General features: G+C 75.0%; 11 protein-coding genes and 3 pseudogenes. 2 read left to right on the top strand and 12 right to left on the bottom strand.

All coding sequences use genetic code 11. The features are described 5' to 3' along the window. Window positions 1–355 precede the first annotated feature (355 nt). Window positions 356–556: a hypothetical protein gene (locus ACEXOX_RS42905; protein WP_406526026.1), complete on the bottom strand. Its 201-nt coding sequence runs from the start codon at window positions 554–556 to the stop codon at window positions 356–358. A gap of 496 nt (window positions 557–1052) precedes the next feature. Here ACEXOX_RS42905 and ACEXOX_RS42900 point away from each other — a divergent pair, with 496 nt between their 5' ends. Then, a complete protein-coding gene (locus ACEXOX_RS42900; protein WP_030021550.1) occupies window positions 1053–1253 on the top strand; it encodes a hypothetical protein in 201 nt (66 codons plus the stop codon). A 25-nt stretch (window positions 1254–1278) separates the two neighbouring features. Here ACEXOX_RS42900 and ACEXOX_RS42895 read toward each other — a convergent pair whose 3' ends face one another. Then, on the bottom strand, window positions 1279–1659 hold the full coding sequence (locus ACEXOX_RS42895; protein WP_406526025.1) for a hypothetical protein: 381 nt from the start codon (window positions 1657–1659) through the stop codon (window positions 1279–1281). A gap of 185 nt (window positions 1660–1844) precedes the next feature. Between ACEXOX_RS42895 and ACEXOX_RS42890 the strand changes: the two genes are divergently transcribed. Beyond that, window positions 1845–2042, top strand: coding sequence for a hypothetical protein (locus ACEXOX_RS42890; RefSeq protein WP_406526024.1), 198 nt, complete (start codon window positions 1845–1847; stop codon window positions 2040–2042). Window positions 2043–2084: 42 nt separating this feature from the next. On the opposite strand, the gene ACEXOX_RS42885 is transcribed toward ACEXOX_RS42890, so the two are convergent. The 10 genes and pseudogenes from ACEXOX_RS42885 to ACEXOX_RS42840 form a co-directional block, all read right to left on the bottom strand. Beyond that, on the bottom strand, window positions 2085–2306 hold the full coding sequence (locus ACEXOX_RS42885; RefSeq protein WP_406526023.1) for an MbtH family protein: 222 nt from the start codon (window positions 2304–2306) through the stop codon (window positions 2085–2087). Window positions 2307–2402: 96 nt separating this feature from the next. Continuing rightward, window positions 2403–4649, bottom strand: coding sequence for an alpha/beta fold hydrolase (locus ACEXOX_RS42880; protein ID WP_406526665.1), 2247 nt, complete (start codon window positions 4647–4649; stop codon window positions 2403–2405). A 146-nt stretch (window positions 4650–4795) separates the two neighbouring features. Continuing rightward, window positions 4796–5101 (bottom strand): annotated as a pseudogene (locus ACEXOX_RS42875) (AMP-binding protein); the annotation flags it as partial. 86 nt (window positions 5102–5187) lie between these two features. After that, on the bottom strand, window positions 5188–7395 hold the full coding sequence (locus tag ACEXOX_RS42870; RefSeq protein WP_406526664.1) for a condensation domain-containing protein: 2208 nt from the start codon (window positions 7393–7395) through the stop codon (window positions 5188–5190). Window positions 7396–7467: 72 nt separating this feature from the next. Beyond that, window positions 7468–12587, bottom strand: a pseudogene (locus ACEXOX_RS42865) (amino acid adenylation domain-containing protein); the annotation flags it as partial. Next, a complete protein-coding gene (locus ACEXOX_RS42860; RefSeq protein ID WP_406526663.1) occupies window positions 12527–14392 on the bottom strand; it encodes an amino acid adenylation domain-containing protein in 1866 nt (621 codons plus the stop codon). The pseudogene ACEXOX_RS42865 and the gene ACEXOX_RS42860, both read right to left, overlap by 61 nt. Before the next feature lie 200 nt (window positions 14393–14592). Continuing rightward, window positions 14593–14736, bottom strand: a pseudogene (locus ACEXOX_RS42855) (AMP-binding protein); the annotation flags it as partial. After that, window positions 14667–16835 carry a condensation domain-containing protein gene (locus tag ACEXOX_RS42850; protein ID WP_406526022.1) on the bottom strand — a complete coding sequence of 723 codons (2169 nt, stop codon included), beginning with the start codon at window positions 16833–16835 and terminating at the stop codon, window positions 14667–14669. The pseudogene ACEXOX_RS42855 and the gene ACEXOX_RS42850, both read right to left, overlap by 70 nt. Window positions 16836–17126: 291 nt before the next feature. Then, complete coding sequence (locus tag ACEXOX_RS42845) at window positions 17127–17288, bottom strand: hypothetical protein (protein ID WP_406526021.1); 162 nt, start codon at window positions 17286–17288, stop codon at window positions 17127–17129. 38 nt (window positions 17289–17326) lie between these two features. Next, window positions 17327–22510, bottom strand: coding sequence for an amino acid adenylation domain-containing protein (locus tag ACEXOX_RS42840; protein ID WP_406526662.1), 5184 nt, complete (start codon window positions 22508–22510; stop codon window positions 17327–17329). Between the last annotated feature and the right edge of the window lie 200 nt (window positions 22511–22710).

Below are 22710 nucleotides of genomic sequence, written 5' to 3'. Positions count from 1 at the left end.
ACGGCCGGTGGCTCATGTCAGGTGCACTACACACCGGCACGGGCAGACCAGACAAGCACACCGCGCCGCGCGGGAAAAGACCGCTGCCCGACGAGGCGGACATGGCCGGCGTCGGGGCAGCGCCGGTCCACTCGACGACCCGGTGACGTTGGGGCGGCGCGGATCCGCTCGATGACCCAGCGGCGTCGGGTCGGCCCCGTCACCGGCCTGGTGCCGACATGCTCCGGCCGGGACATGTCGGCACGCAGTCCTGCCGGGGCCGGGGCGCCGTCACAGCCCTGCCGGGGCCGGGGCCGTCGACGCACGAAAGCCCCGGCCTTCCGATCGTGCGATGCCGCCCGGTGTGCGGGTCGGGTCAGTTCGCGAGACGCCCGCGATATCCCACCGGCCCTTCGCCGGGGAACTGGGCCGTCCCCTCGAAACGTGTCCCGTTGCCGAAGAAGGTCACCGATCCGTTGCCTGCGCCCGGTGAACTCCAGGTCACCGTGGCGCCCTCGTCCGGCCTGCCGTTCTCGGGGACCACATCGCTGCGGTTGGCGATGCTCAACCCCCACATCGCCGCATCCATCCCGAGACCACCCTCGTGTGTGACGTGGCCTCTCGGGGGCGGCGGAACAGCCGTTGTCCCCAAGGCCGTTCGCCCCCCTGTGGCGTCAGTGGCGCCGGGGAGGAGGCGGGAGACCGACCGTGCGCGGCGGCGTCCGGCGTCGTGTCCGGAAACGTGCGGAACCTGTTCCGGACAAGTCCGGACAGCTCACCGGTGGACGGCACGGGTACGCGGTCGGCAGTGCAGTCGGCAGTGTCGTCACCGAGCCCGGGAACGCGGAGCGGAGTCGGGACGCCCTTCTACGGGGGTGCGGGCCGACGGCCGGCCGGTGACGCGGGTGCGGCGGCGGGCACTGCCCGCCGGGCGTCTCTCCCCTGCGCGGTCCCGGGCCGGTCCTGACCGGCACGCCGTGCGGCGCTGCCGGACCGGCCCCATGATGGAAGCAGCGGAGGCACTGCCGGCCCGGCGGGACTCTCCGGACCCGAGCGATCTTTCGGGAGGCGCCATGGGCAAGGACAACACTCCGGGTTCCGACGAGGCCCGCGCAGCACGGCTGCGGGAGCTGTACACGGGCGGTGAGCGCCCGTTCGATCCGGAGGACCTGGTCATGGCCAGGGGACTGGAACCGACGCCGGAGCGGGTCGAGGAGGCCCGCAGGCTGATCGAGGAGAAGGGGGCCGCGGCGATCGAACGGTATCTGCCGTAGCGGCGCCGCGAGCGGGGTCTGCCGCTCAGTTCGGTGACACCAGGGCGGCGACACGCGCGCGGTAGGCGGCGCTGTCCTCCTGGCTCAGCGGCAGCCGGCCGTCGCCCGCGAGGTGCGACGGAAGGTAGGTGGCCTGCTTGACGGCCTGGGACAGCGGGCCCGGCAGGTTGAGCAGGAACTGGCCCTGCTCGGCGGTCTCGATGACCATCCACGCGTCGGAACCGCGGTCGTCGGGGGCGGTCGGCTCGATCGTGCTGACGGCGGTCACGGTCAGGGTGGGCGGCACGTCGGCGGTCGTCGGTGTGGCGGTGGCCGCCGGCGCGCCGGCGGTCGTCACGTCGGTTGTCGTCGCGTCGGGCGTCGTCGGTATGTCGGTTCCCGTCGTGTTCTCGTTCTCCGTACTCATGTTCCCTCCCTAACAACCGGACACGGGTCGGGGCCAGCGGTCGTGCCGAGGCGTGTCTCACAGTGGCCGGGGGAATGCGGGACGGGGACCGCGGAAGGATGAGGTGACCGACGGACATGAGCCGCAGAAGAGACCTGGCCAGAGTGGCCCGTCCGACACGCGCCGAAGGAGTCCGAGCACCGGTCATGGCCCGCACGGACGAGGATCCCCACACCACCGGTCCGGCGCCGGACGCCGCGCGGCGTACGCACGACCGGGAGCGCCGGCAGGCACGGCTGGTGCTCGCGGGGCGCGCCGGGAGCGCGGCGGATCTGGCGATGCTGATCGACGCCCTGGGGCTCGACCCCCGGGAGGACCATGAGCCGTCGGGGCGGCGGGAGTGAGGCGGGGCCCGGCGGCCGGCTGAGCCCCTGCCCCCTCGGCGGTCAGTCCGGCGTGGGGGCGTCCATGGCGTCGGCGAGGGATTTCGGGCGCATGTCCGTCCAGTGCTCCATCACGTGGTCCAGGCAGCCCTGCCGCGTGTCCTCGCCGTGCACGACGGTCCAGCCGCCGGGCAGCCCGGCCGCGGCGGGCCACAGGGAGAACTGGTTCTCGTCGTTGACGAGGACGAGGTAGGCGGCGTCGGGGTTCTCGAACGGGTTGGTCATGACGTGCGGCTCCTTGGGGGTGTGTCGGGGTCGTGTTCGCGGCTTGGTCGTCACCCGGTACAGCGGTGACGAACGGGGCGCTGTCCGGGACAGCGGTCACGGGCCGGTCGTTCCGGCCGTTCTCGGGGGCAGGGCGTCGTCCGGTCGCGCCGTCCCGTCCAGTACGGCGGCGATCACGGGCCCGGTCCGGGCGAGGACGTGCGGCTGCATCATGTGCCCGTGCTCGCAGCACGCGTCGTGGATGAGCAGGGTCCCGGAGACGTACGGCTGCCATGCTTCCGCGGGCCAGTGCGGTTCACCGCGTTCGGGTTCCGCCTTGAAGAGCAGCAGGTCGCCCTCGAAGACGGCGGGCCGGAAGGTGTACCAGCGCAGCCGGGTGTTGTCGGTCAGGGTCTCCGCCAGGGCCGTCACCTGGGGTTCCACCAGCAGGGCGGCCAGTGCGCTGCCCTGCTCGCGCAGGATTTCCGCCGCCCGTGCGGTGTCGGGAGCGGGGCCGGGGGCCTCCCCGCTGTCGGCGCGGCCGACCGAGTCGACGAACAGTTCGGCCACGTCGTGTGCGGTGTGGCGCGGAAGCACGCGGCCGGGGTCGATCTGGAGGGGCGCGGAGTCCAGGAGGGCCAGGAAGGCGACCTTCTCGCCCTGTTCCTGGAGACGGACGGCCATGGCGTGGGCGACGGCGCCGCCGAAGGACCAGCCGAGCAGGTGGTAGGGGCCGGTGGGCTGGACGGTGCGGATCTGCTCCAGGTAGTCGGCGGCCATGTCGGCGATGGTCGCCGGGCGGGCGCCGGGCTCGGTCAGGCCGCGTGCCTGGAGTCCGTACACGGGACGGTCGTCCAGGTGGCGCATGAGTCCGGCGTACGGCCAGCTGATGCCCGACGCGGGGTGGACGCAGAACAGCGGCGGACGGCTGCCGCGCGGGCGCAGCGGCAGCAGGACGTCCAAGGCGTCGGTGGTCGAGCCGCCCCTGCCGGGCGCACCACCGTCGGCCGCGGCACCACCGTCGGCCGCAATGCCCCCGTCAGCCACGGTGCCCCCGTCGGCCGCACTGTCCCCGTCGCCCGCCGCGTCCAGGGCTCGGACCAGTCCGGCGGGCGTCTGGGCCGCGAACAGGGCGCGCAGGCCCGGGTCGGCGCCGAAGACCGCGCGGACGCGGCTGGTGAGGCGGGCCGCCAGCAGCGAGTCGCCGCCGAGGTCGAAGAAGCCGTCGTCGGGGCCCACGGAGGGCAGGCCGAGCACTTCGGCGAAGAGCGCGGCCATCAGCTCTTCGGGCGGGGTGCCCGGCGCCCGGCCGCCCTCCGCCGCGGTGAAGACGGGGGCGGGCAGCGCGTGCCGGTCGAGTTTGCCGTTGGCGGTCAGCGGCAGGACGTCCAGGAGGACGACGGCGGCCGGGACCATGAACCGGGGCAGCCGTTCCCGCAGGAAGCTCCGTACCCGGGCGGGGTCCGGCTCCGTACCGGGAGCGGGTACGGCGTACGCGACAAGCTGTCGGCGGCCGGGGGTGTCCTCGCGGACGGCCACGGCGGCGCGGTCCACGTCCGGGTGGGCGAGCACGGCCGCCTGCACCTCGCCCGGTTCGATCCGTACACCGTTGATCTTCACCTGGTCGTCCGCCCGGCCGAGGTACTCCACGACACCGTCCGGGCGGTACCGCCCCAGGTCGCCGGTCCGGTACATGCGTGCGCCGGGCGGACCGTACGGATCGGCCACGAAGCGTTCGGCGGTGAGCGCCGGGCGGCGCAGGTAGCCGCGGGCCAGGCCGGTGCCGGTCAGGTGGATCTCACCCGGCACCCCCGGCGGTACCGGTCGGAGGGTGGCGTCCAGGATATGTACGCGGGTGTTCCAGACGGGCCGTCCGGCGGCCACGTCGGGGCCGTGCGCGACGGCGTGCAGACTGTCGCCGCCGGCTTCGGAAGCGCCGTAGAAGTTGACCAGACGGGCGTCCGGGAGGGCTTCGGCGAACCGTTGGGAGAGGGCGGGCGGCAGGGCCTCGCCGCTGGTCACCCACAGGCGGCAGGTCGTCAGCGGTCCGGTGTCGCCGTCCAGGAGGGCCGCGAGCAGGCTGGGCACGACGGTGATGCGGGTGGCGCGGTGGCGGGCGATGAGCGCGGCCAGTCCGGCCGGGCTGCGGGCGGTGAGGGAGTCCGCGAGGACGACGGGCGCGCCGTGCAGCAGGGCGCCCAGGAGTTCGGTGGTGCCGTCGATGAAGCTCAGGGTGGTCTTGGCGAGCACCGGCTGTCCGGCGTGCCAGGGGTAGGCGCGGCCGCACCACAGCAGGCGGTTGACGCATCCCCGGTGCAGGCCGACGACGCCCTTGGGGGTGCCGGTGGAGCCGGAGGTGTAGATGACGTACGCGGGGTGCAGCGGCTTGAGGGGGCGCGCCGGTCGGCGTCGGTCAGGTTGGTGTCCGGTACCGGGGCTGCGCGCCGGTCGGCGTCGGTGAGGTCGGTCTCCCGTACCGGGTCTGCGGGGCGGTCGCCGTCCACCGCGTCCACGACCAGGCGCGGGACGTCCGTGGCGGGCAGCGCCGGTTCGGTGGCGCGGTCCGTGACCAGCAGGACGGGCCGGGTGTCGCCGAGCATGTGGGCGAGGCGTCCGGCGGGGTAGCCGGGGTCCAGGAACAGGTAGGCGGCGCCCGCCTTGAGCACGGCGAGGACGGCGGTGACCATGGCGGGGGTGCGGGGCAGCGCCAGCCCGACGACGTTCTCGGGCCCGGCCCCGCGGGCGACGAGCAGGCGGGCCAGGTGGTTGGCCGAGGCGTTCAGCTCCGCGTAGGTGAGGGTGCGGTCGTCGCAGATCAGGGCGGGTGCGTCGGGGGTGGTGGCCGCCTGGTCCTCGAAGAGGCGCGGCAGGACCAGGTCGGGGACGCCGTGCGCGGTGTCGTTCAGGGCGCGCAGGGTGTGCCGTTCGCGGGGGTGAGGAGGTCCGCCCGGCTGATCCGCAGGCCGGGGTCGTCCGCCGCGGTGTCGGTGATCCGGCGCAGCCGTGCCACGAAGGCTTCGACGGTGGAGCGGTCGAAGAGGTCGGTGCTGAATTCGACCTTCGCCTCGACACCGGCGGGGGTGCCGTCCGGTGCGCGGTGTTCGGTGGCGTTGATCTCCATGTCGAGCCGGGCGGTGCCGGTGTCGGCGGGCAGCGGTGTGACGGTGACGCCGGGCAGTGCCGGCCCGCGGCCGGTGGCGGACCGCCAGGTCAGCAGTGTCTGGAAGAGCGGGTGGCGGGCGGCCGTGCGGGGCGGGTTGAGCGCTTCCACGACGCGGTCGAAAGGTGCGTCCTGGTGGGCGTACGCGGCGAGGTTCACGTCCCGTACCCGGGCGATCAGTGCGCGGAAGGTCGGGTCGCCGGAGGTGTCGGTCCGCAGGACGAGGGTGTTGACGAAGAAGCCCACGACGTCGTCGAGCGCCGCGTCGGTCCGTCCGGCGGCCGGGGTGCCGAGGGGGATGTCGGTCCCGGCGCCCAGCCGGGTCAGCAACGCCGCCAGCGCGGCCTGTACGACCATGAACACGCTCGCCCCGCAGTCCCGGGCGAGCGCGGTGAGCCGCTGGTGTGCGGCCGCGTCCCAGGAGAAGGCCAGCACCTCGCCGCGCCCCGCGGGGACGTCCGGGCGCGGCCGGTCGGTGGGCAGGGGCAGTTGGTCGGGCAGGCCGCGCAGGTGCCGGGTCCAGTACGTGAGCTGCTCGGCGAGGAGGCTGTCCGGGTCGGCGGGGTCGCCGAGGAGTTCGTGCTGCCAGAGGGTGTAGTCGGCGTACTGGACGGGCAGGGGCGGCGGGCTGGGCGGGCGGCCGTCGCGGCGGGCGGCGTAGGCGTGGGCCAGGTCGCGCCACAGGGGGCCGAGGGACCAGCCGTCGGCGGCGATGTGGTGGACGACGAGAACCAGTACGTGCTCCTCGGGGCCGAGGACGAACAGGTCGGCGCGGAGCGGGAGTTCGCGGGTCAGGTCGGCGGAGCGGCGGGCCGCCGCGCGGACCCGCTCCGTCACCTCGGTTTCTTCCCAGCCGCTCGCGTCCGTGACGGTCACGACGGCGAGCGCGGCGTCCCGGCCGAGCACCGTCTGCCGCGGTACGCCCCCGGTCTCGGGCAGTACGGTCCGCAGCACCTCGTGCCGGTCCGCCACGTCCACCAGCGCGGTGCGCAGCGCGCAGGCGTCCAGCGGGCCGGTGAGCCGCATGGCCAGCGGAACGTTGTACGTGGCGCTCGGCCCCTCCATGCGGTGCAGGAACCACAGGCGGCGCTGGGCCGGGGACAGCGGCACCACCTCCGGCCGGGGCGCCGGGCACAGGGCGGGCCGGGCGCGCCGGGCGGTACGCAGCCGCCCGGCGGTACCGGCGGCGGTCGGGGAGGCGAAGAAGGCGTGGAGGTCGAGTTCGGTGCCGAGGACGGTGCGGATGCGCCCGGCCAGCCGGGTGGCCAGCAGGGAGTCACCTCCCAGGTCGAAGAAACTGTCGTCCGGCCCGGCCGAGGGCAGCCGCAGCACCTCCGCGAACAGGCCGCACAGCACCTCTTCCTCGGGTGTGCGCGGCGCGCGTCCGGCCGGTGCCGGGGTGAAGACGGGGTTGGGGAGGGCGTTCCGGTCGAGCTTGCCGGCGGCCGTGAGCGGGAGCGTGTCCAGGGGGACGACGGCGGCCGGGACCAGGTGCTCGGGCAGCCGGGCGCGCAGGAACTCCCGTACGGAGTCCGGTGCGAGGGCCGGGGGCCGCGGTACGGACTCCGGCTCGGGGGCCGGAGTCCGCGATACGGAGTCCGGTTCAGGGGCCTGGCACGGCGGCGCCAACTCCGGTTCAGGGGCCGGGGCCCGCGGTACGGACTCCGGCTCAGGGGCCCGAGGCGCGGCGACCACGTATCCGACGAGCCGCGCGGTGCCCGACGTGTCCGTACGGACGGCGACGGCGGCGCGGGCGACGGCGGGATGGGCGGTGAGGACGGCCTCCACCTCGCCCGGTTCGATGCGGACGCCCCGTACCTTCACCTGGCCGTCGGCCCGTCCGGCGAACTCCAGCTGGCCGTCGAGGCGCCACCGCACCAGGTCGCCCGTCCGGTACATCCGCTCCCCCGCCGCCCCGAACGGACACGCCACGAAACGCTCCGCCGTCAACCCCGGACGGTTGAGATACCCGCGCGCCGGTCCGGCGCCCGCCAGGTACAGCTCCCCCACGACGCCCGGCGGTACCGGCCGCAGCGCCGCGTCCAGCACATAGGCCCGGCTGTGGGTGACCGGCGCGCCGATCGGCGGGGGCCGTTGCCGCAGAGGGGTTCGCTGAGGGTGGCGCAGATCGTCGCCTCGGTCGGGCCGTACGCGTTGATCATGCGGCGGCCGGGCGCCCAGCGTGCCACCAGTCCGGCGGTGGCCGCCTCGCCCCCGACGACCAGGGTCTCCAGGTCGGGCAGCGGGGCGTGCGGGACGGTGGCCAGCACCGTCGGCGGGACGAGGCAGTGGGTGACGCGCTCCCGGGCCAGGAACTCCGCGAGCGCGTCGCCGCCGAGCGGCCCGGCCGGCGGCACGACCAGGGCGGCGCCCGACGCGAGGGCCATCAGTGTCTCCATCACCGACGCGTCGAAGCCGGGCGAGGCGAGCTGGAGGACCCGGCTGCCGGGGCGCAGGCCGAAGCGGGCCGCTTGGGCGGCGGCGAGGGCGTGCAGGCCCGTGTGGGTCACCGCGACGCCCTTGGGCGGGCCGGTGGAGCCGGAGGTGTGGATGACGTAGGCGGGGTGCGCGGGCAGGAGCGGCGCGAGCCGGTCGTCGTCGCCCGGGTCGTGGTCCGGCTGCCCGGCGAGGGCACGGAGTGTGGTGCCGGCGTCCAGGACCAGGCACGGCGGCCCGTCCGGCGGCAGCCCGCGGGCGGCGTCGGCGGTGGTCACGACGAGGACGGGAGCGGCGTCCCGGAGCAGGTACGCGATCCGCTCGTGCGGCAGCGCGGGGTCCACGGGGAGGTGCGCCGCGCCCGTCTTGGCCACCGCGAGGACGGCCCGGACAGCCGTGGCGGACCGCGGCAGGAAGAGGGCGACGACGCGCTCCGGGCCCGCGCCACGGCTGATGAGGAGGTGGGCGAGGCGGTTCGCACCGGTGTTGAGCGTCGTGTACGTCGTCGTCCGGTCCGCTTCGACGACGGCCGCCGCGTCGGGTTCCCCGGCGGCCCGTGCCTCGAACAGCGCGGGGAGCAGTCCCGTCGGCAGGCCGCGCGCGGGGCCGCTCCACCGGTGCAGCAGCAGACGGCGCTCGCCCGCGGAGAGGATGTCCGCCTCGCCGATGGGCCGGTCGGGCCGTGCGAGGACCGCCCTCAGGAGGCGTCGCAGCCGTACGGCCAGGGTTTCGACGGTGTCGCGGTCGAACAGGGCGGTGGCGAACTCCACCGATCCGTCGATCCCGGCGGGCCGCCTGCCGGGGCCCCGCCGTTCGGTGAAGCGGAAGGAGAGGTCGAACTTGGCGGTGCCGGTGTGCGCCTCTTCCCTCCGGACCGTCACTCCGGGGAGGGTCAGCGCGTCGCCGGACGCCGTGTCCACGGCCAGGGCGACCTGGAAGAGCGGGTTGCGGCCGGCGGCACGGTCCGGGTTCAGCGCCTCGACGAGCCGTTCGAAGGGCACGTCCTGGTGCGCGTACGCCCGCAGGTCACGCTCCCGTACTCGCCGTACCAGCTCGTGGAACGACGGGTCGCCGGAGGTGTCGGTGCGCAGCACCAGCGTGTTGACGAAGAAGCCGACCACCTCGTCCAGCGCGGCGTCGGTCCGGCCCGCCACGGGGGTGCCCAGCGGCACGTCCGTCCCTGCTCCGAGCCGGGTCAGCAGCGCTGCCACGGTGGCCTGCGCCACCATGAACACGCTCGCCCCGAGCTGCCGGGCCAGCTCCGTGATCCGGCCGTGCAGTTCCGCGTCCCAGCGGAACGCCACGACCGCGCCCCGATGGCCGGTGGCAGCCGGAGGCGTACGGTCGTACGGCAGTGCCAACCGGCCGGGCGCACCGCGCAGTTCCTCCCGCCAGAACTCGACGTGCCGTGCCGTGTCTCCCGCGTCGCCCAGCACCTCACGTTGCCACAGCGCGAAGTCGGCGTACTGCACCGGCAACGCGTCCCGGTCCGGGGCGCGGCCGGCAGCCCGCGCCTCGTACGCCGTCACCACGTCCCGCCACAACGGCGCCAGCGACCAGCCGTCCGCCGCGATGTGGTGCACGACGACCACCAGCACCGCCTCGTCTCCGGCACACGAGAACAACTCGGCGCGGAACGGGAGGTCCGTCGCCAGGTCGAACGCGTGGCGCGTCGCGCGGCGCACCGCTCGCGCCAGCGCGTCGGCGGACCGGTGCGCGAACGGCGTCCGGACGAGGAGAGGGCCGCCGGCCGGGCGCAGCATCTGATACGGCTCGCCGTCCGCCGCCTCGGCGTACACCGTCCGCAGCACCTCGTGCCGCTCCAGTACGTCCCCCAGTGCCGCATCCAGCGCGTCGGCGTCCAGCGCGCCGCGCAGCCGCAGCACCAGCGGCACGTTGTACGTCGCGTCCGGCCCCGTCATGCGGTGCAGCGTCCAGAGCCGCCGCTGGCCGGACGACAGCGGCACACGGGCGGGCCGGGGCAGCGGGCGGAGCGCCGGACGCGGGCGGGCCGCGGCGCCGAGCCGGGTGGCCAGGGCGGCGGGGGTGGGCGTCTCGAAGACAGCGCGGAGTTCCAGTTCCGCGCCCAGAACGGCACGGACCCGGTTGACCAGCCGGGTGGCGAGCAGGGAATGGCCGCCGAGCGCGAAGAAACCGTCCTCGGCACCGACCTCGGACACGCCGAGCACCTCGGCGAACAGGCCGCTCAGTACTTCTTCTTCGGGAGTGCGGGGCGGGCGGGAGGCACGGTCGGCGGTGTCCGGGGCGGGCAGGGCACGGTGGTCCAGCTTTCCGTGGGCCGTCAGCGGCAGGTCGTCCAGGAACACGACCGCGTCCGGGAGCAGGTGGCCGGGCAGCCGGGCGCCGAGGAAGGCGTGCACGTCGGGGAGGTCCGGCGCGCCGGCGTCCGGTTGCCGCAGGCTGGCGCCAGAAAGGCCCGACGCACCGCCGTCCAACTGCCCCGGGGTGGCGCCGACACGCACCGCGTACGCCACGAGCCGTCGGTCGCCCGGTCGGTCCTCGCGCGCCACGACGGCGGCGCGCGCGACGGCCGGGTGGGCGGTGAGGGCGGCCTCGACCTCGCCCGGCTCGATCCGGAAACCCCGCACCTTCACCTGACCGTCGGCCCGCCCGACGAACTCCACCTGACCGTCGGCACGCCACCGCACCAGATCACCCGTCCGGTACATCCGCTCCCCCGGCCCCCCGAACGGACACGCCACAAAACGCTCCGCCGTCAGCCCCGGACGGTTCAAATAGCCGCGCGCCAGCCCCACCCCCGCCACGTACAACTCCCCCACCACACCCGGCGCCACCGGCCGCAACCCCGCATCCAGCACATACACCCGGGTACCCGCGACCGGCGTACCGACCGCCGGCGCGGAACCGCCCGTCAGCGGCGCGGTCATCGTCGCGCACACCGTCGTCTCCGTCGGCCCGTACGCGTTGACCATCGAACGGCCCGGCGCCCAGCGTTCCACCAGCCGGGCAGGGCAGGGCTCGCCCGCCACCACGAGCGTGACGCCCTCGGGAAGGCTGCCCGGTTCGAGCGCCGTCAGGGACGAGGGCGGCAGGGTCAGGTGGGTCACGTCGTGCGCGGCCACGGTCGCGGCCAGCGGCGCACCCGGCAGCAGGCGGCCCGGGGGCACGGTGACGAGGCAGGCGCCCGTCAGGAGGGCCAGGCACAGTTCCCAGAACGACGCGTCGAAACTGGGCGAGGCGAAGGCCAGTACCCGGCTGCCCACCCCGGCGCCGAGGCGTTCGCGCTGCGTGGCGGCGAGGGAGGCGATGCCGCGGTGGGAGACCAGCACGCCCTTCGGCGTCCCGGAGGAGCCGGAGGTGTGGATCACGTAGGCGGGGCCGTCAGGGAAGGCGGGGGCTGTCCGGTCGGCGTCGGTGAGGCGGGTGTCCGGCAGGTCCGCGAGGGCACGCGCCGTTGTGTCCGCGTCCAGGAGGAGCCGGGGTACGGGTGTGCTGGGGAGCGCGGCGGCGGTCGGGTGATCGGTGACCAGGAGGGCGGGGGCCGCGTCGCGGAGCAGGAAGGCGATGCGCGCGGGCGGGTAGGCGGGGTCGACGGGGAGGTAGGCGGCGCCTGCCTTCAGGACGGCGAGCACGGCGGTGACCAGGTCGGCGGAGCGCGGCAGCGCCAGGGCCACCACGCCTTCCGGGCCCGCGCCCCGGGCGGCCAGCAGCCGGGCCAGGCGGTTGGCGCGGGCGTCCAGTTCCGCGTAGGTGAGCCGGATGTCCGGTGAGGTGACCGCCGGCGCGTCGGGGGTACGGGCTGCCTGGGCCTCGAAGAGTTCGGGCAGCGTCGCGGCGGGCAGCGCGCGCGGGGCGTGGTCCGCTGCCCCCAGCAGTGCGTGCCGCTCGGCGGAGGTCAGGATCTCCAGGCTGCCGATGGACCGGTCAGGGTCCGTGACGGCCGCTTCCAGCAGCCTGCGCAGGCGCGCGAGCAGCCCTTCGACGGTGGCCGGGTCGAACAGGGCCGTGCGGAACTCCGCCTCGCCCTCGATTCCGGCCGGAGCCCGCCCGGCGTCCCGGCGCTCCCGTACGGCGACGGTGAGGTCCATCTTCGCGGTGCCGGTGCAGACGTGGACCTCCTCGGCCTCGATGCCCGGCAGGCCGTACCCGGCGCGGTCTGCTCCATTCGTCGTGAGGGCGACCTGGAAGAGCGGGTTGCGGCCGGCCGAGCGGTCCGGGTTCAGCGCCTCGACCAGCCGCTCGAACGGTACGTCCTGATGCGCGTAGGCCCGCAGGCCCGTCTCCCGCACCCGGTCCAGCAGGGCGCGGAACGACGGGTCGCCGGACGTGTCGGTACGCAGCACCAGCGTGTTGACGAAGAACCCGACCACCTCGTCCAGCACCGCGTCACCACGGCCCGCGACCGGCACCCCCAGCGGGATGTCCGTCCCCGCACCCAGCCGGGTGAACAGCGCCGCCAGCGCGGCCTGCACCACCATGAACACGCTCGCACCGCGCTCCCGGGCCAGCTTCACCACCCGGCCGTGCAACGCCGCGTCCCACCGGTACCGGACCACCGCGCCCCGGTGGTCGGTGACCGCCGGGCGCGGGCGGTCGTACGGCAATGCCAGCTCTTCCGGCATACCGTGCAGTTCCCTCTGCCAGAACGCCGTCTGGCGCGCCATCACGTCACTGCCGGACGCCGGCGCGTCCCGCTGCCACAGCGCGAAGTCCGCGTACTGCACCGGCAACGGGCGCCAGTCCGGCGCTCCCCACCCGTCCGCGCCTCGTACGCCGTCACCACGTCCCGCCACAAAGGCGCCAGCGACCAGCCGTCCGCCGCGATGTGATGGACGACGACCACCAGCAGCGACTCGCCCTCCGGGCCCCGGAACAGCTCGGCGCGGAAGGGCAGTTCACGGGCCAGGTCGAAGGCGTACCGTACGGACCGGACCACCTCGGGCGCGTCGACCGCCGGGTGGCCGACCGGAGTCACCGTCAGATACGGCCGCTCCGCGTCGTGGTCACGCACCACCTGGTACGGCTCACCGTCCGCCGCCTCCGCGAACACCGTACGCAACACCTCGTGCCGCCCCACCACGTCCCCCAGCGCGTCATTCAGCGCCCCGGAATCCACCGCGCCGCGCAGCCGCAGCACCAGCGGCACGTTGTACGCAGCGCCCGGCCCGTCCAGCCGGTGCAGGAACCACAGGCGTCGCTGTGCGGGCGACAGCCGCAGCCGGGCCGGCCGTTCGGCCCGTACGACGGCGGGCCGGGCGGCCGCCGCTCCGCCGACGCGCCGCGCCAGGGCGGCCGGGGTACGCGCCTCGAACAGAGCGCGGAGGGTCAGCTCCCGGCCCAGCGCCGCACGGGCGAGGCCGACGAGCCGGGTCGCGAGGAGGGAATGACCGCCCAGTGCGAAGAAGTCGTCCTCGGCGCCCACTTCCGGCAGACCGAGCACGTCGGCGAACAGGCCGCACAGGATTTCCTCGCGGGCGTCGCGCGGGCCGCGCCCGGTTGCGGGCCTGCCGGGCGCCGGAAGGGCACGCTGGTCGAGCTTGCCGTTGGGGGTGAGGGGCAGCGCGTCCAGGACGACGACCGCCGAGGGCACCAGGTACGCGGGCAGCCGCTCGCCCACGTACTCGCGCAGCGCGCCGGGAGCCGGAGCATGCCCGGGCGCGGGAACCACGTACGCCACCAGCCTGCGGTCTTCCGGGCGGTCCTCGCGCGCCACGACGGCGGCGCGCGCGACGGCCGGGTGGGCGGTGAGGACCGCCTCCACCTCACCCGGTTCGATCCGGAAGCCCCGCACCTTCACCTGTCCGTCGGCCCGCCCGACGAACTCCACCTGGCCGTCGGCACGCCATCGCACCAGGTCACCCGTCCGGTACATCCGCTCCCCCGGCCCCCCGAACGGACACGCCACAAAACGCTCCGCCGTCAGCCCCGGACGGTTCAAATAGCCGCGCGCCAGCCCCACCCCCGCCACGTACAACTCCCCCACCACACCCGGCGCCACCGGCCGCAACCCCGCATCCAGCACATACACCCGGGTGCCCGCGATCGGCGTTCCGACAGCAGGTGCGCAACCGTCCGTCAGCGGCGCGGTCATCGTCGCGCACACCGTCGTCTCGGTCGGCCCGTACACGTTCACCAGGCGGTGCGTGGCGGCCCACCGGGCCGCCAGGTCCGCGGGACACGGCTCGCCGGCCACCGCGAGCGCGACGCTCCGCGGCAGCGCACCGGACGGCAGCCCGGCGAGGACGCTCGGCGGCAGCTTCAAGTGGGTCACACCGAACCGCGCCACGGCGTCGGCCAGTTCCTCGCCCGCGAGCAGCGTGCCGGCGGGGGCGATCGCCAGAGTGGCCCCGGAGAGCAGTGCGGTGCACAGGTCGGACACGGAGGCGTCGAAGCTCAGCGAGGCGAAGAGCAGGACGACGCTGCCGGGCCCGACGCCGAAGCGCGCGGTCTGTGCTGCCGCGAGTGCAGCGATGCCTTCGTGCGAGACCTGTACGCCCTTCGGCCCGCCGGTCGAGCCGGACGTGTGGATGATGTAGGCGGGGTGCCGGGGCCGCAGGGGGCGGGGCGCTCGGAGTCCTGGACGGGGGTGTCCGGGAGGCTGCCGAGCAGGGTCCGGGTGTCCTGGTCGTCCAGGGCGAGGCGGGGTTCCGGGCCCGGCGGCAGGGTTCGGGCGGTGGCGCTGTCGGTGAGCAGCAGCGCCGGCCGGGTGTCGCGCAGCAGGCAGGTGATCCGCTCGGCCGGGTGGGCCGGGTCCAGCGGTACGTAGGCGGCTCCGGCCTTCAGGACGGCGAGGACCGCGACGATCAGTTCGGCGGAGCGTGGCAGGGCGAGGGCCACCGCCCGTTCGGGGCCCGCGCCGTGCCGGACGAGCAGCCGTGCCAGCCGGTTGGCCGCCGCGTCGAGTGCGGCGTAGGTGAGGGGGTGCCGGCGCTCCGTACCGCCGTGGCACGGGGTGTCCGTGCCGCCTGGGCCTCGAAGAGGGCGGGCCAGGTCCGCGGAGCGGGGGCGGGCTCCGGGGCGGCGCTCCAGGTGTACAGGACGCGGGTGCGCTCGCCGGGTGAGAGGACGGGCAGGTCTCCCACGGGCCGGTCCGGGTCGTCCGCCGCTGCCTTGAGGACCCGCACCAGGCGGTGCAGGGTGGCTGTCGCGGTGCGCGGGTCGAACGCGTCGGAGCGGTGGCCCAGTGCGAGGCCCAGCCGTTCGCCGGGAAGGACGGCGAGACTCAGCGGGTAGTGGGTGCCGGAGGTGATCCGGGGCTCCGAGCACCGCAACGGGCCGGTACCGGTGCCGAGGACGCCGGACGGAAGGTTCTCGAAGACCAGGAGGGTGTCGAAGAGCCGGTCGTGTCCGCAGAGCCGGTGCAGCCGGGTGAGCCCGATGTGCTGGTGGGGCAGCAGCCCGGTCTGTTCGTCCTGGAGGCGGCACAGGGTCTGGGTGAAGGGCCGGGCCGCGTCGAGACGCACCCGTACCGGCAGGGTGTTGTTGAACATCCCGACCATGTCCTCGACGCCCGGCACGTCCGCGGGCCGTCCGGAGACCGTGGCGCCGAAGAGGACGTCGTCCTGGCCGGTAAGGCCGCGTAGGACCACGGCCCAGGCGCCTTGCAGGACGGTGTTGAGCGTCAGACCGTGGCGGCGGGCCAGCGCGCGCAGGGATGCGGTCAGCCCGGTGGACAGCGTGGCTCGGACCTGTCCGTGTCGCACGCTCGCGCCGACGGTACGTCCGGGCGCCACGAGGGTCGGACCGTCCACACCGGAGAGGGCCTGCCGCCAGGCGGTCTCGGCCGCCGTACGGTCCTGTGCGGCAAGTCGGCGCAGATACTCCCGGTACGGCGCCGGGGCGGCCATGCCCGAGGCGTCGCCTCCCGCCGCGTGGACGGCGAACAGGTCCCGCAGCACCAGCGGCCCGGACCAGCCGTCCAGGATCAGGTGCTGGACCGTCAGCAGCAGCCGGTGCCGGGCGGGCCCGAGGCGCAGCAGGGCGAACCGGAGCAGCGGGCCGTCGGCCGGGTCGAAGCGGGTGGCGCGGGCGTCGGCGGCGATGCGGTCCGCGCGGGCGGCCTGTTCGTCGCCGCTGAGGTCCGCGAGGTCGTGCTCGGTCCAGGGGAGGATCACGGCTCGTGGGTGCGGCACCACCTGGACGGGGGCGCGCAGCCCGTCGTGCCGGAAGGCGACGCGCAGGGCGGGGTGCCGTTCGAGTACGGCCTGTCCTGCCGCGCGCAACGCGCCCGGATCCAGCGGGCCGTGCAGGTCCACGGCGAGCTGGCTGGTGTAGACGTCCGGGGCCTGCTCGTCGTACAGGGCGTGGAAGAGCAGCCCTTCCTGGAGCGGCGTGAGGGGCCAGATGTCGGCCAGGTCCGGGCAGTCGTGCGTCAGCCGTGCGGTCTCGTCCTCCGTGAGGGGGACGAGCGGGAAGTCGGCGGGCGTGCGGCCCTCGGCGTCCGGTGCCGCGGCACGTTCCGTGAGCGCGGTGAGCAGGCCGGACCAGGTGTCCGCGAGGTCGCGTACCTCGTCCTCGGTGAACAGGGCGCCGGGCCAGGACCAGGTCACCGTCAGGACCGGACCGCCGGGACCGCCCTCGACCAGCGCGTCCAGGGTGAGGAGGTGGGTGGCGGGCTGTGCGGGATCGGCTCCGCCGGTGATGCCGCCGGAGCCCGGAACCGGCGCCCAGTCCCCGGGCTGCTGCGTGAGGCGGCCGAGGTTGTTGTAGGCGATCAGGGGGCGCGTGCCGCCGGCGAGAGTTGGGGCCGTCTGGGGGTTGAGGTGGCGCAGCAGGCCGTGACCAAGGCCGTTGCCGGGGACCGCGCGCAGCTGCTCCTTGACGCGCCGGTAGGCCCGGTCCAGCGCGGGTCCGCCGGAGCGGAGCCCGGTGGCGTCGGTGGTGCCCGGGTCGAGGCGTACGGGGTGGACGCTGGTGAGCCAGCCGACGGTCCGCGCCAGGTCGACGGTCTCCGCCGTACCGGGGTCCGCCATACCGGGGGCGCCTCCTCCCGTCCCCCAGGTCCTCGCGGCCGTGCCGTTCGATGTCGAGCAGGACGGCGGTGTCCGGGCAGCCCGTACGGCGGCGGCGCCAGTCGGCCACGGCCAGACCGAGCGCGGTGATCAGAATGTCGTCGGTCCTGCCGTGGAGGGCGGCGGGCACCGGACCGAGCAGCGGGGCCGTCCGCTCCGGCGGCAGGGTCAGGGTCAGCCGCCGCACCGTGCTCGCCAGGTCCCGGGACGGGTCGTACGGGAGGCGGGACAGGGGCGGTTCGGCGGTGCCGGTCATGCCGGTCCACAGGGGAGTTCGGCGATCCGGTCGTGCTGCTGGGCGAGGTCGGTGAGCCGGTGGGACCAGGCGCGCAGTGAGGTGCCCACCGGTTCGAGCGCGGGGCGGCGGCCGGCCGCGGCGGCTTCCCAGGCGGCGCGCAGGTCGGGCAGCAGCACGCGCCAGGAGACGCCGTCGACGGCGAGGTGGTGGATCGTCAGCAGCAGGCGCCCCGGCCGGCCGGGGCCGGCGTCGAACCAGACGGCCTGGAGGAGACCCCGGCCCGGCCCGACTCCGGGTCCAGCCGGTCCCGCGCGGCGTCCTTGTGGCGGCGTACGGCTGCGTCGAGTGCGGCGTCGTCCAGCTCCGTGACGTCGACGCGGCGGACGAAATCCGCGTCGGTAACAGTGTCGGTGTCGGTGTCGGCGTCGGTAACGGCGCCGGTACCGACACCGCCGCCCCTTCCGGTGTTTCCGGCCGCTCCCGGCGGGGCGATGTCCAAGATCCACGCCATTCCCCCCACCCGGCTCAGCCGCAGCCGCAGAGCGTCGTGGTGGCCGATCACCGTATGCAGCGCGGTGGTCAGGTGCCGGATGCCGAGACCGGGCGGCACCCGCACCAGGACGGACTGGTGACACCCCGCCACCGGTCCGCCGGTCTCCCGGAGGGCGTGCATGACGGGGGTGAGGGGCAGCGGACCGCTGTCGTGTCCGGTGGAGGTGACCGGCGGGTGACCGGCCGAGCCCGCCCGTGCGGCGAGGGCCGCGACGGTGCGGTGGCGGAAGACGTCGCGCGGGGTCAGGGCGAGCCCCGCCCGGCGGGCCCGGCCGGCGAGCTGGACGGCGATGATGCTGTCGCCGCCGAGCTCGAAGAAGTCGTCGTCCACGCCTGCCGCGCCGGTGCCGAGGCCGAGCACCTCGGTGAAGAGACGGGACAGGGTCCGCTCGCGGTCGTCGCGGGGCGCCCGGTGTGCGGAGGCCGCCGCGTAGTCGGGCCGTGGGAGGCGGGCGCGGTCCAGTTTGCCCGCGGTGCTCAGCGGCAGCGCGTCGAGGACGACGACCGCGGCGGGAACCAGGTGGTCCGGCAGCCGTCCGGCCGCGTACCGGCGCAGCTCCCGCGGATCGGCGGCCCGTCCGGCGGCAGAAGTCACGTACGCGACCAGCCGCCGGTCGCCCGGCCGGTCCTCGCGGGCGACGACCGCTGCCGTGCCGACGGCGGGGTGCGACGTCAGCACGGCCCGTACCTCCCCCGGTTCGATGCGGAAGCCCCGTACCTTCACCTGCTCGTCCGCGCGGCCCACGAACTCCAGCGAGCCGTCGGCACGCCGGCGGACCACGTCGCCGGTCCGGTACATCCGCTCCCCCGGCGGCCCGTACGGGCAGGCCACGAAGCGTTCGGCGGTGAGCGCGCTGCGGCCCAGGTAGCCACGCGTCACCCCGGTGCCCGCGATGTACAGTTCCGCCGCCGCGTCCGGTGGGGCCGGGCGCAGCGCGTCGTCCAGGACGTAGGCACGGATGCCGCCCAGTGGCCGGCCGAGCGGCAGGGTCCGGGTGTCCGGCAGGGGCCCGTCGAGGAATCCGGCGATGACGAACACGGTCGTCTCGGTGGGCCCGTACGCGTGCACGAAGCGCGCGCCGGGCAGCAGTTCCCGCCCCTCCCGCACGGTGCGGGGCAGCAGCGTCTCCGAACCGATCTCGACGCGGCGCAGGGCCAGTTCTCCGGCCAGGCCGGGTTCTTCGCGCAGGGTGTGCGTCAGTTGCTCGAAGGCGGTCGACGTCTGGTGGAGCTGGGTGACGCCTTCTTGTACGAGCAGTCGCAGCAGTTCCGCCGGGGAGCGGCTCTCCTCGTACGGCACCACGACCAGGCGGCCGCCGTGCAGGAGAGGCCCCCACATCTCCCAGACCGAGAGATCGAAGGTGTGGGAGTGGAGCAGCGCCACGACGTCGTCGGCGCGGAAGTCCAGGCCCGGGGCGTCGCGGAAGAGACGGGCGACGGCATGGTGCGGGACCACCACGCCCTTGGGTTCGCCGGTGGAACCGGAGGTGTGGGTGACGTAGGCGGGGTGGGCGGGCAGCAGCGGGCAGGCGCGCTCGTGGTCGTGTACGGGTGCATCGGAGCACCGGTGGAGGGCGTCGGCCAGCTCCGGGCCGTCCCAGGTGAGGTACGGCACGGGTGGCGCGGGCGCCGGGGTCCGCGTGGTGAGCAGCAGCACCGGGCGGGTGGCGCGCAGGATCTTGTTGTTGCGTTCGGCGGGGTGGCCGGGTTCCAGGGGCAGGTAGGCCGCGCCGGTCTTCAGCACCGCCAGTACGGCGGTCACGAGGTCGGCCGAGCGGGGCAGCTCCAGTGCCACGAACTGTTCGGGCCCGGCGCCGCGCGCGATGAGCACCCTTGCCAGCCGGTTGGCTGCGGCGTCGAGCGCGCTGTACGTCAGGGTCGTGTCGCGGAAGGTCACGGCCGGGGCGCCGGGTGTACGGGCCGCCTGGCGCGTGAACTGCTCCGGCAGCAGGACCTGGCGGCGGCCGTCCGGGGCGGTGGTGGTGTCGCGCTCTCCTGCGGTGCGCATGTCCAGGTCGTCGATCGGCCGGTCAGGGTCGGCTGTCCCGTCCGCCAGCAGGCTCCGCAGCCGTTCCAGCAGGGCTTCCACCGTGACGTGGTCGAAGAGGTCGGCGTTGAAGTGGGCGGCGCCGGTCAGGGCGCCCGTGCCGACGGGACCGCCGGGCGTCTCCGCGACGCTGATCTCCAGGTCGGTGACGAGGGTGCCGGTCTCCAGCTCCCGGGCCTCGGCGATGACACCGGACAGGGCGGGAGCGGCGGCCGGAGTGTGCTGCCAGACCAGCAGCGTCTGGAACAGCGGGTGCCGGTCCCCCGGGCGGTCCGGGCGAAGTGCCTCGACGACCCGTTCGACAGGCACGTCCTGGTGGGCGTACGCCTCCAGGCCGGTCTCGCGTACGCGGGTGAGCAGCGTACGGAAGTCCGGCGCGCCCGACGTGTCGACGCGCAGTACCAGCGTGTTGACGAAGAAGCCGATCAGGTCGTGCAGCGCCTCGTCGGTACGTCCCGCGACGGGGGTGCCGATCGGGATGTCCTCGCCCGCGCCCAGCCGCGTCAGGAGCGCGGCGAGCCCCGCCTGCACCACCATGGACGGGGTCGCGCCGCACTCCCGCGCCAGCGCGCGCACCGCTTGCGCAAGCCCGCCGTCCCATTGGAAGCGGCAGGTCCCGCTGCGCCCGGTGGGCGTGTCCGGGCGCGGCCGGTCACAGGGCAGGGCGATCCGGTCAGGCAGTCCGACCAGCTTCTTCTTCCAGTAGGCGAGTTGGGCCTCGGCCGTCGTACGGCCGGTTCCGTCGTCCGCGCCGAGCAGGTCGCGCTGCCACAAGGTGTAATCGGCGTACTGCACGCGCAGCGGGGCCCAGGACGGCGGACGTCCTCGCCTGCGCGCCTCGTAGGCGTGCGCGAGGTCGCGCCACAACGGGGCCAGGGACCAGCCGTCGGCCGCGATGTGGTGCAGCGTCAGGGACAGGACGTGCTCCTCCGGCCCCAGGACGAACAGGCAGGCACGTACGGGCGGCTCGGCCGCGAGGTCGAATGCTTGGCGCGCGGCTTCGGCGACCAGCCCGGTCGCGGCTTCCGGGGTCGTCTCGGTGACGGCCGTCCTGAGCCGCACAGCCTCCGGGGGCAGTACGGACTGACGCGGTTCCGCGCCGTCCTCCGGGAAGACGGTCCGCAGGGCCTCGTGGCGCGTCACGACATCGTGCAGCGCCGCTTCCAGTGCCTGCCGGTCGAGCGGTCCGGAGAGTGCGAGGGTGAGCGGCACATGGTGGGCGGGGCGCGGTCCTTCCAGGTGATGCAGGAACCACATCCGGCGCTGCGCGAAGGACAGCGGCAGCCCGGCGGGGCGCGTGGACCGGGCCGTCAGCGCGGGACGGCAGGAAGGTCCACCGGCCAGCCGCGCGGCCAGGCCCGCCGGGGTAGGTGTCTCGAACACCGCGCGCAATCCCAGCTCCGTACCGAAGGCCGACCGCACCCGGTTCACCAGCCCGGTGGCCAGCAGCGAATGTCCGCCGAGGCTGAAGAAATCCTGGTCGGGGTCTACTTCGGCGAGGGACAGCGTCTCCGCGAAGAGGCCGCAGAGGATGTCCTCGCGGGCGTCGCGCGGTGCGCGTCCGCCGGGGGCGCGGTGGGTGGCCTCCGGGTCCGGCTGGGGCAGTGCCCGCCGGTCCAGCTTGCCGTTCACCGTCATCGGCAGCTCGTCGAGGACCAGGACGGTGGAGGGGACCATGTGGTGCGGCAGCCGGGCCGCGACGGCGTCGCGTACGGCGGTGCCCAGCGCGGCGTCGGCCCGGCGCCGGGCCGGTTCGCCGGTCAGCGCCCGCAGGTCGCCGTGGGCGTGTACCGCCGGGAGGTGTACGTCGGTGTACGTCACGACGGGTGCCGCTCCGGAAGGCGCGCTCCCGCACCGCAGGAACACGGCATCCAGGCTGCCGTCGTCCGCCTCCGACCAGGTGACGAGCGCCTGGTAGCCGGCGGCGTCCGCAAGCTCGTGCAGTTCTTCGGGGTCGACGGCGGGCCCTCGCCCGGTGCCGGCCGGACCGGCCCCCGGCACGTACGCGTCCAGACGCCCGTTGGGCATGCCGCTCACCCGCAGGGCATCGGGCCGGCCGGTGCGCAGCCGCTCCGCCAGCGACGGCAGGCCGGGCACCTCGCTCCCCCACCGCACGCGGGGCGCGTCGGCGAGGGAGACCGCGGGGGCCGGGCCTTTGCGCAGCACCACGTCGTACCGGTAGCGGCTCAGCTCGTTGTGGTGCCGCCCGCGTTTGACGCGGAGGTCCACCGCGCTCACCCCGGGCAGCGGCCCGTGCGGCAGGGCGGTGAAGAAGCCGGGCGCGACCAGCAGTTCCTGCTCGCGCGCCAGGCTTCGCCGGACCGCCGCGGCCAACTCCGCGTCGTCCAGAGTCACGCCACGGGCCGCCGCGCGCTGCCGGTGCAATGCGGTGTGGAAGTGGCGGGCCAGCCGGAGGTCGCGTACGTCGCCGACGAAGAGGGCGCCCCCGGGTGTCAAGCGGTCGAGGGCGCCGCGCAGCACGGTGAGGAGGTGGTCCGCGTCGGGGAAGTACTGGGCGACGGAGTTCAGTACGACGACGTCGAAGCCGCCTTCCGGCAGACCCCGCGTGTCGTCGGCGGCCTGGCAGGTCAGGGTGGTGCGGGCGGCCAGTACGGGGTCGGCCGCGAGCGCGCCGCGCAGTCCGGTGACGGCTGCGGCGGACAGGTCGGTGCCCCAGTAACTCTCACAGAACGGAGCGATCCGGGCCAGGAGGAGGCCGGTGCCGACGCCGATCTCCAGGACCCGGCGGGGCCGCAGGGCCCGTACCCGGTCGGCGGTGGCGTCCCGCCACTCGCGCATCTGCTCCAGCGGGATCGGCCGTCCGTCGGCGCTGTTCCGCCATCCCGCGAAGTCTTCGCCCAGGGCAGCGGGCCGCCGTGCGGAGGCGGCGTACAGGTCGTCGTACACCCGCCGCCAGGCCGCCGGTGCCGTGTCGGTGCCCGCCGCGTGCCCGGTGCCGCCGTGGTGTGACTCCGTACGCCGGTACGGCTGCGGTACGA

The sequence above is a fragment of the Streptomyces sp. Ac-502 genome, from assembly GCF_045222935.1.
GTDB lineage: Bacteria > Actinomycetota > Actinomycetes > Streptomycetales > Streptomycetaceae > Streptomyces > Streptomyces monomycini.
The sequence above is the reverse complement of the archived record's forward strand: the minus strand, read 5'-3'. Positions and strand labels throughout refer to the sequence as shown.

What these genes read in the sequence shown, in the direction of transcription:
- ACEXOX_RS42905 (WP_406526026.1), bottom strand. Translation starts at nt 556, where the DNA reads ATGTGGGGGTTGAGCATCGCCAACCGCAGCGATGTGGTCCCCGAGAAC.
- ACEXOX_RS42900 (WP_030021550.1), top strand. Translation starts at nt 1,053, where the DNA reads ATGGGCAAGGACAACACTCCGGGTTCCGACGAGGCCCGCGCAGCACGG.
- ACEXOX_RS42895 (WP_406526025.1), bottom strand. Translation starts at nt 1,659, where the DNA reads ATGAGTACGGAGAACGAGAACACGACGGGAACCGACATACCGACGACG.
- ACEXOX_RS42890 (WP_406526024.1), top strand. Translation starts at nt 1,845, where the DNA reads ATGGCCCGCACGGACGAGGATCCCCACACCACCGGTCCGGCGCCGGAC.
- ACEXOX_RS42885 (WP_406526023.1), bottom strand. Translation starts at nt 2,306, where the DNA reads ATGACCAACCCGTTCGAGAACCCCGACGCCGCCTACCTCGTCCTCGTC.
- ACEXOX_RS42850 (WP_406526022.1), bottom strand. Translation starts at nt 16,835, where the DNA reads ATGGCGGACCCCGGTACGGCGGAGACCGTCGACCTGGCGCGGACCGTC.
- ACEXOX_RS42840 (WP_406526662.1), bottom strand. Translation starts at nt 22,510, where the DNA reads ATGCGCGAGTGGCGGGACGCCACCGCCGACCGGGTACGGGCCCTGCGG.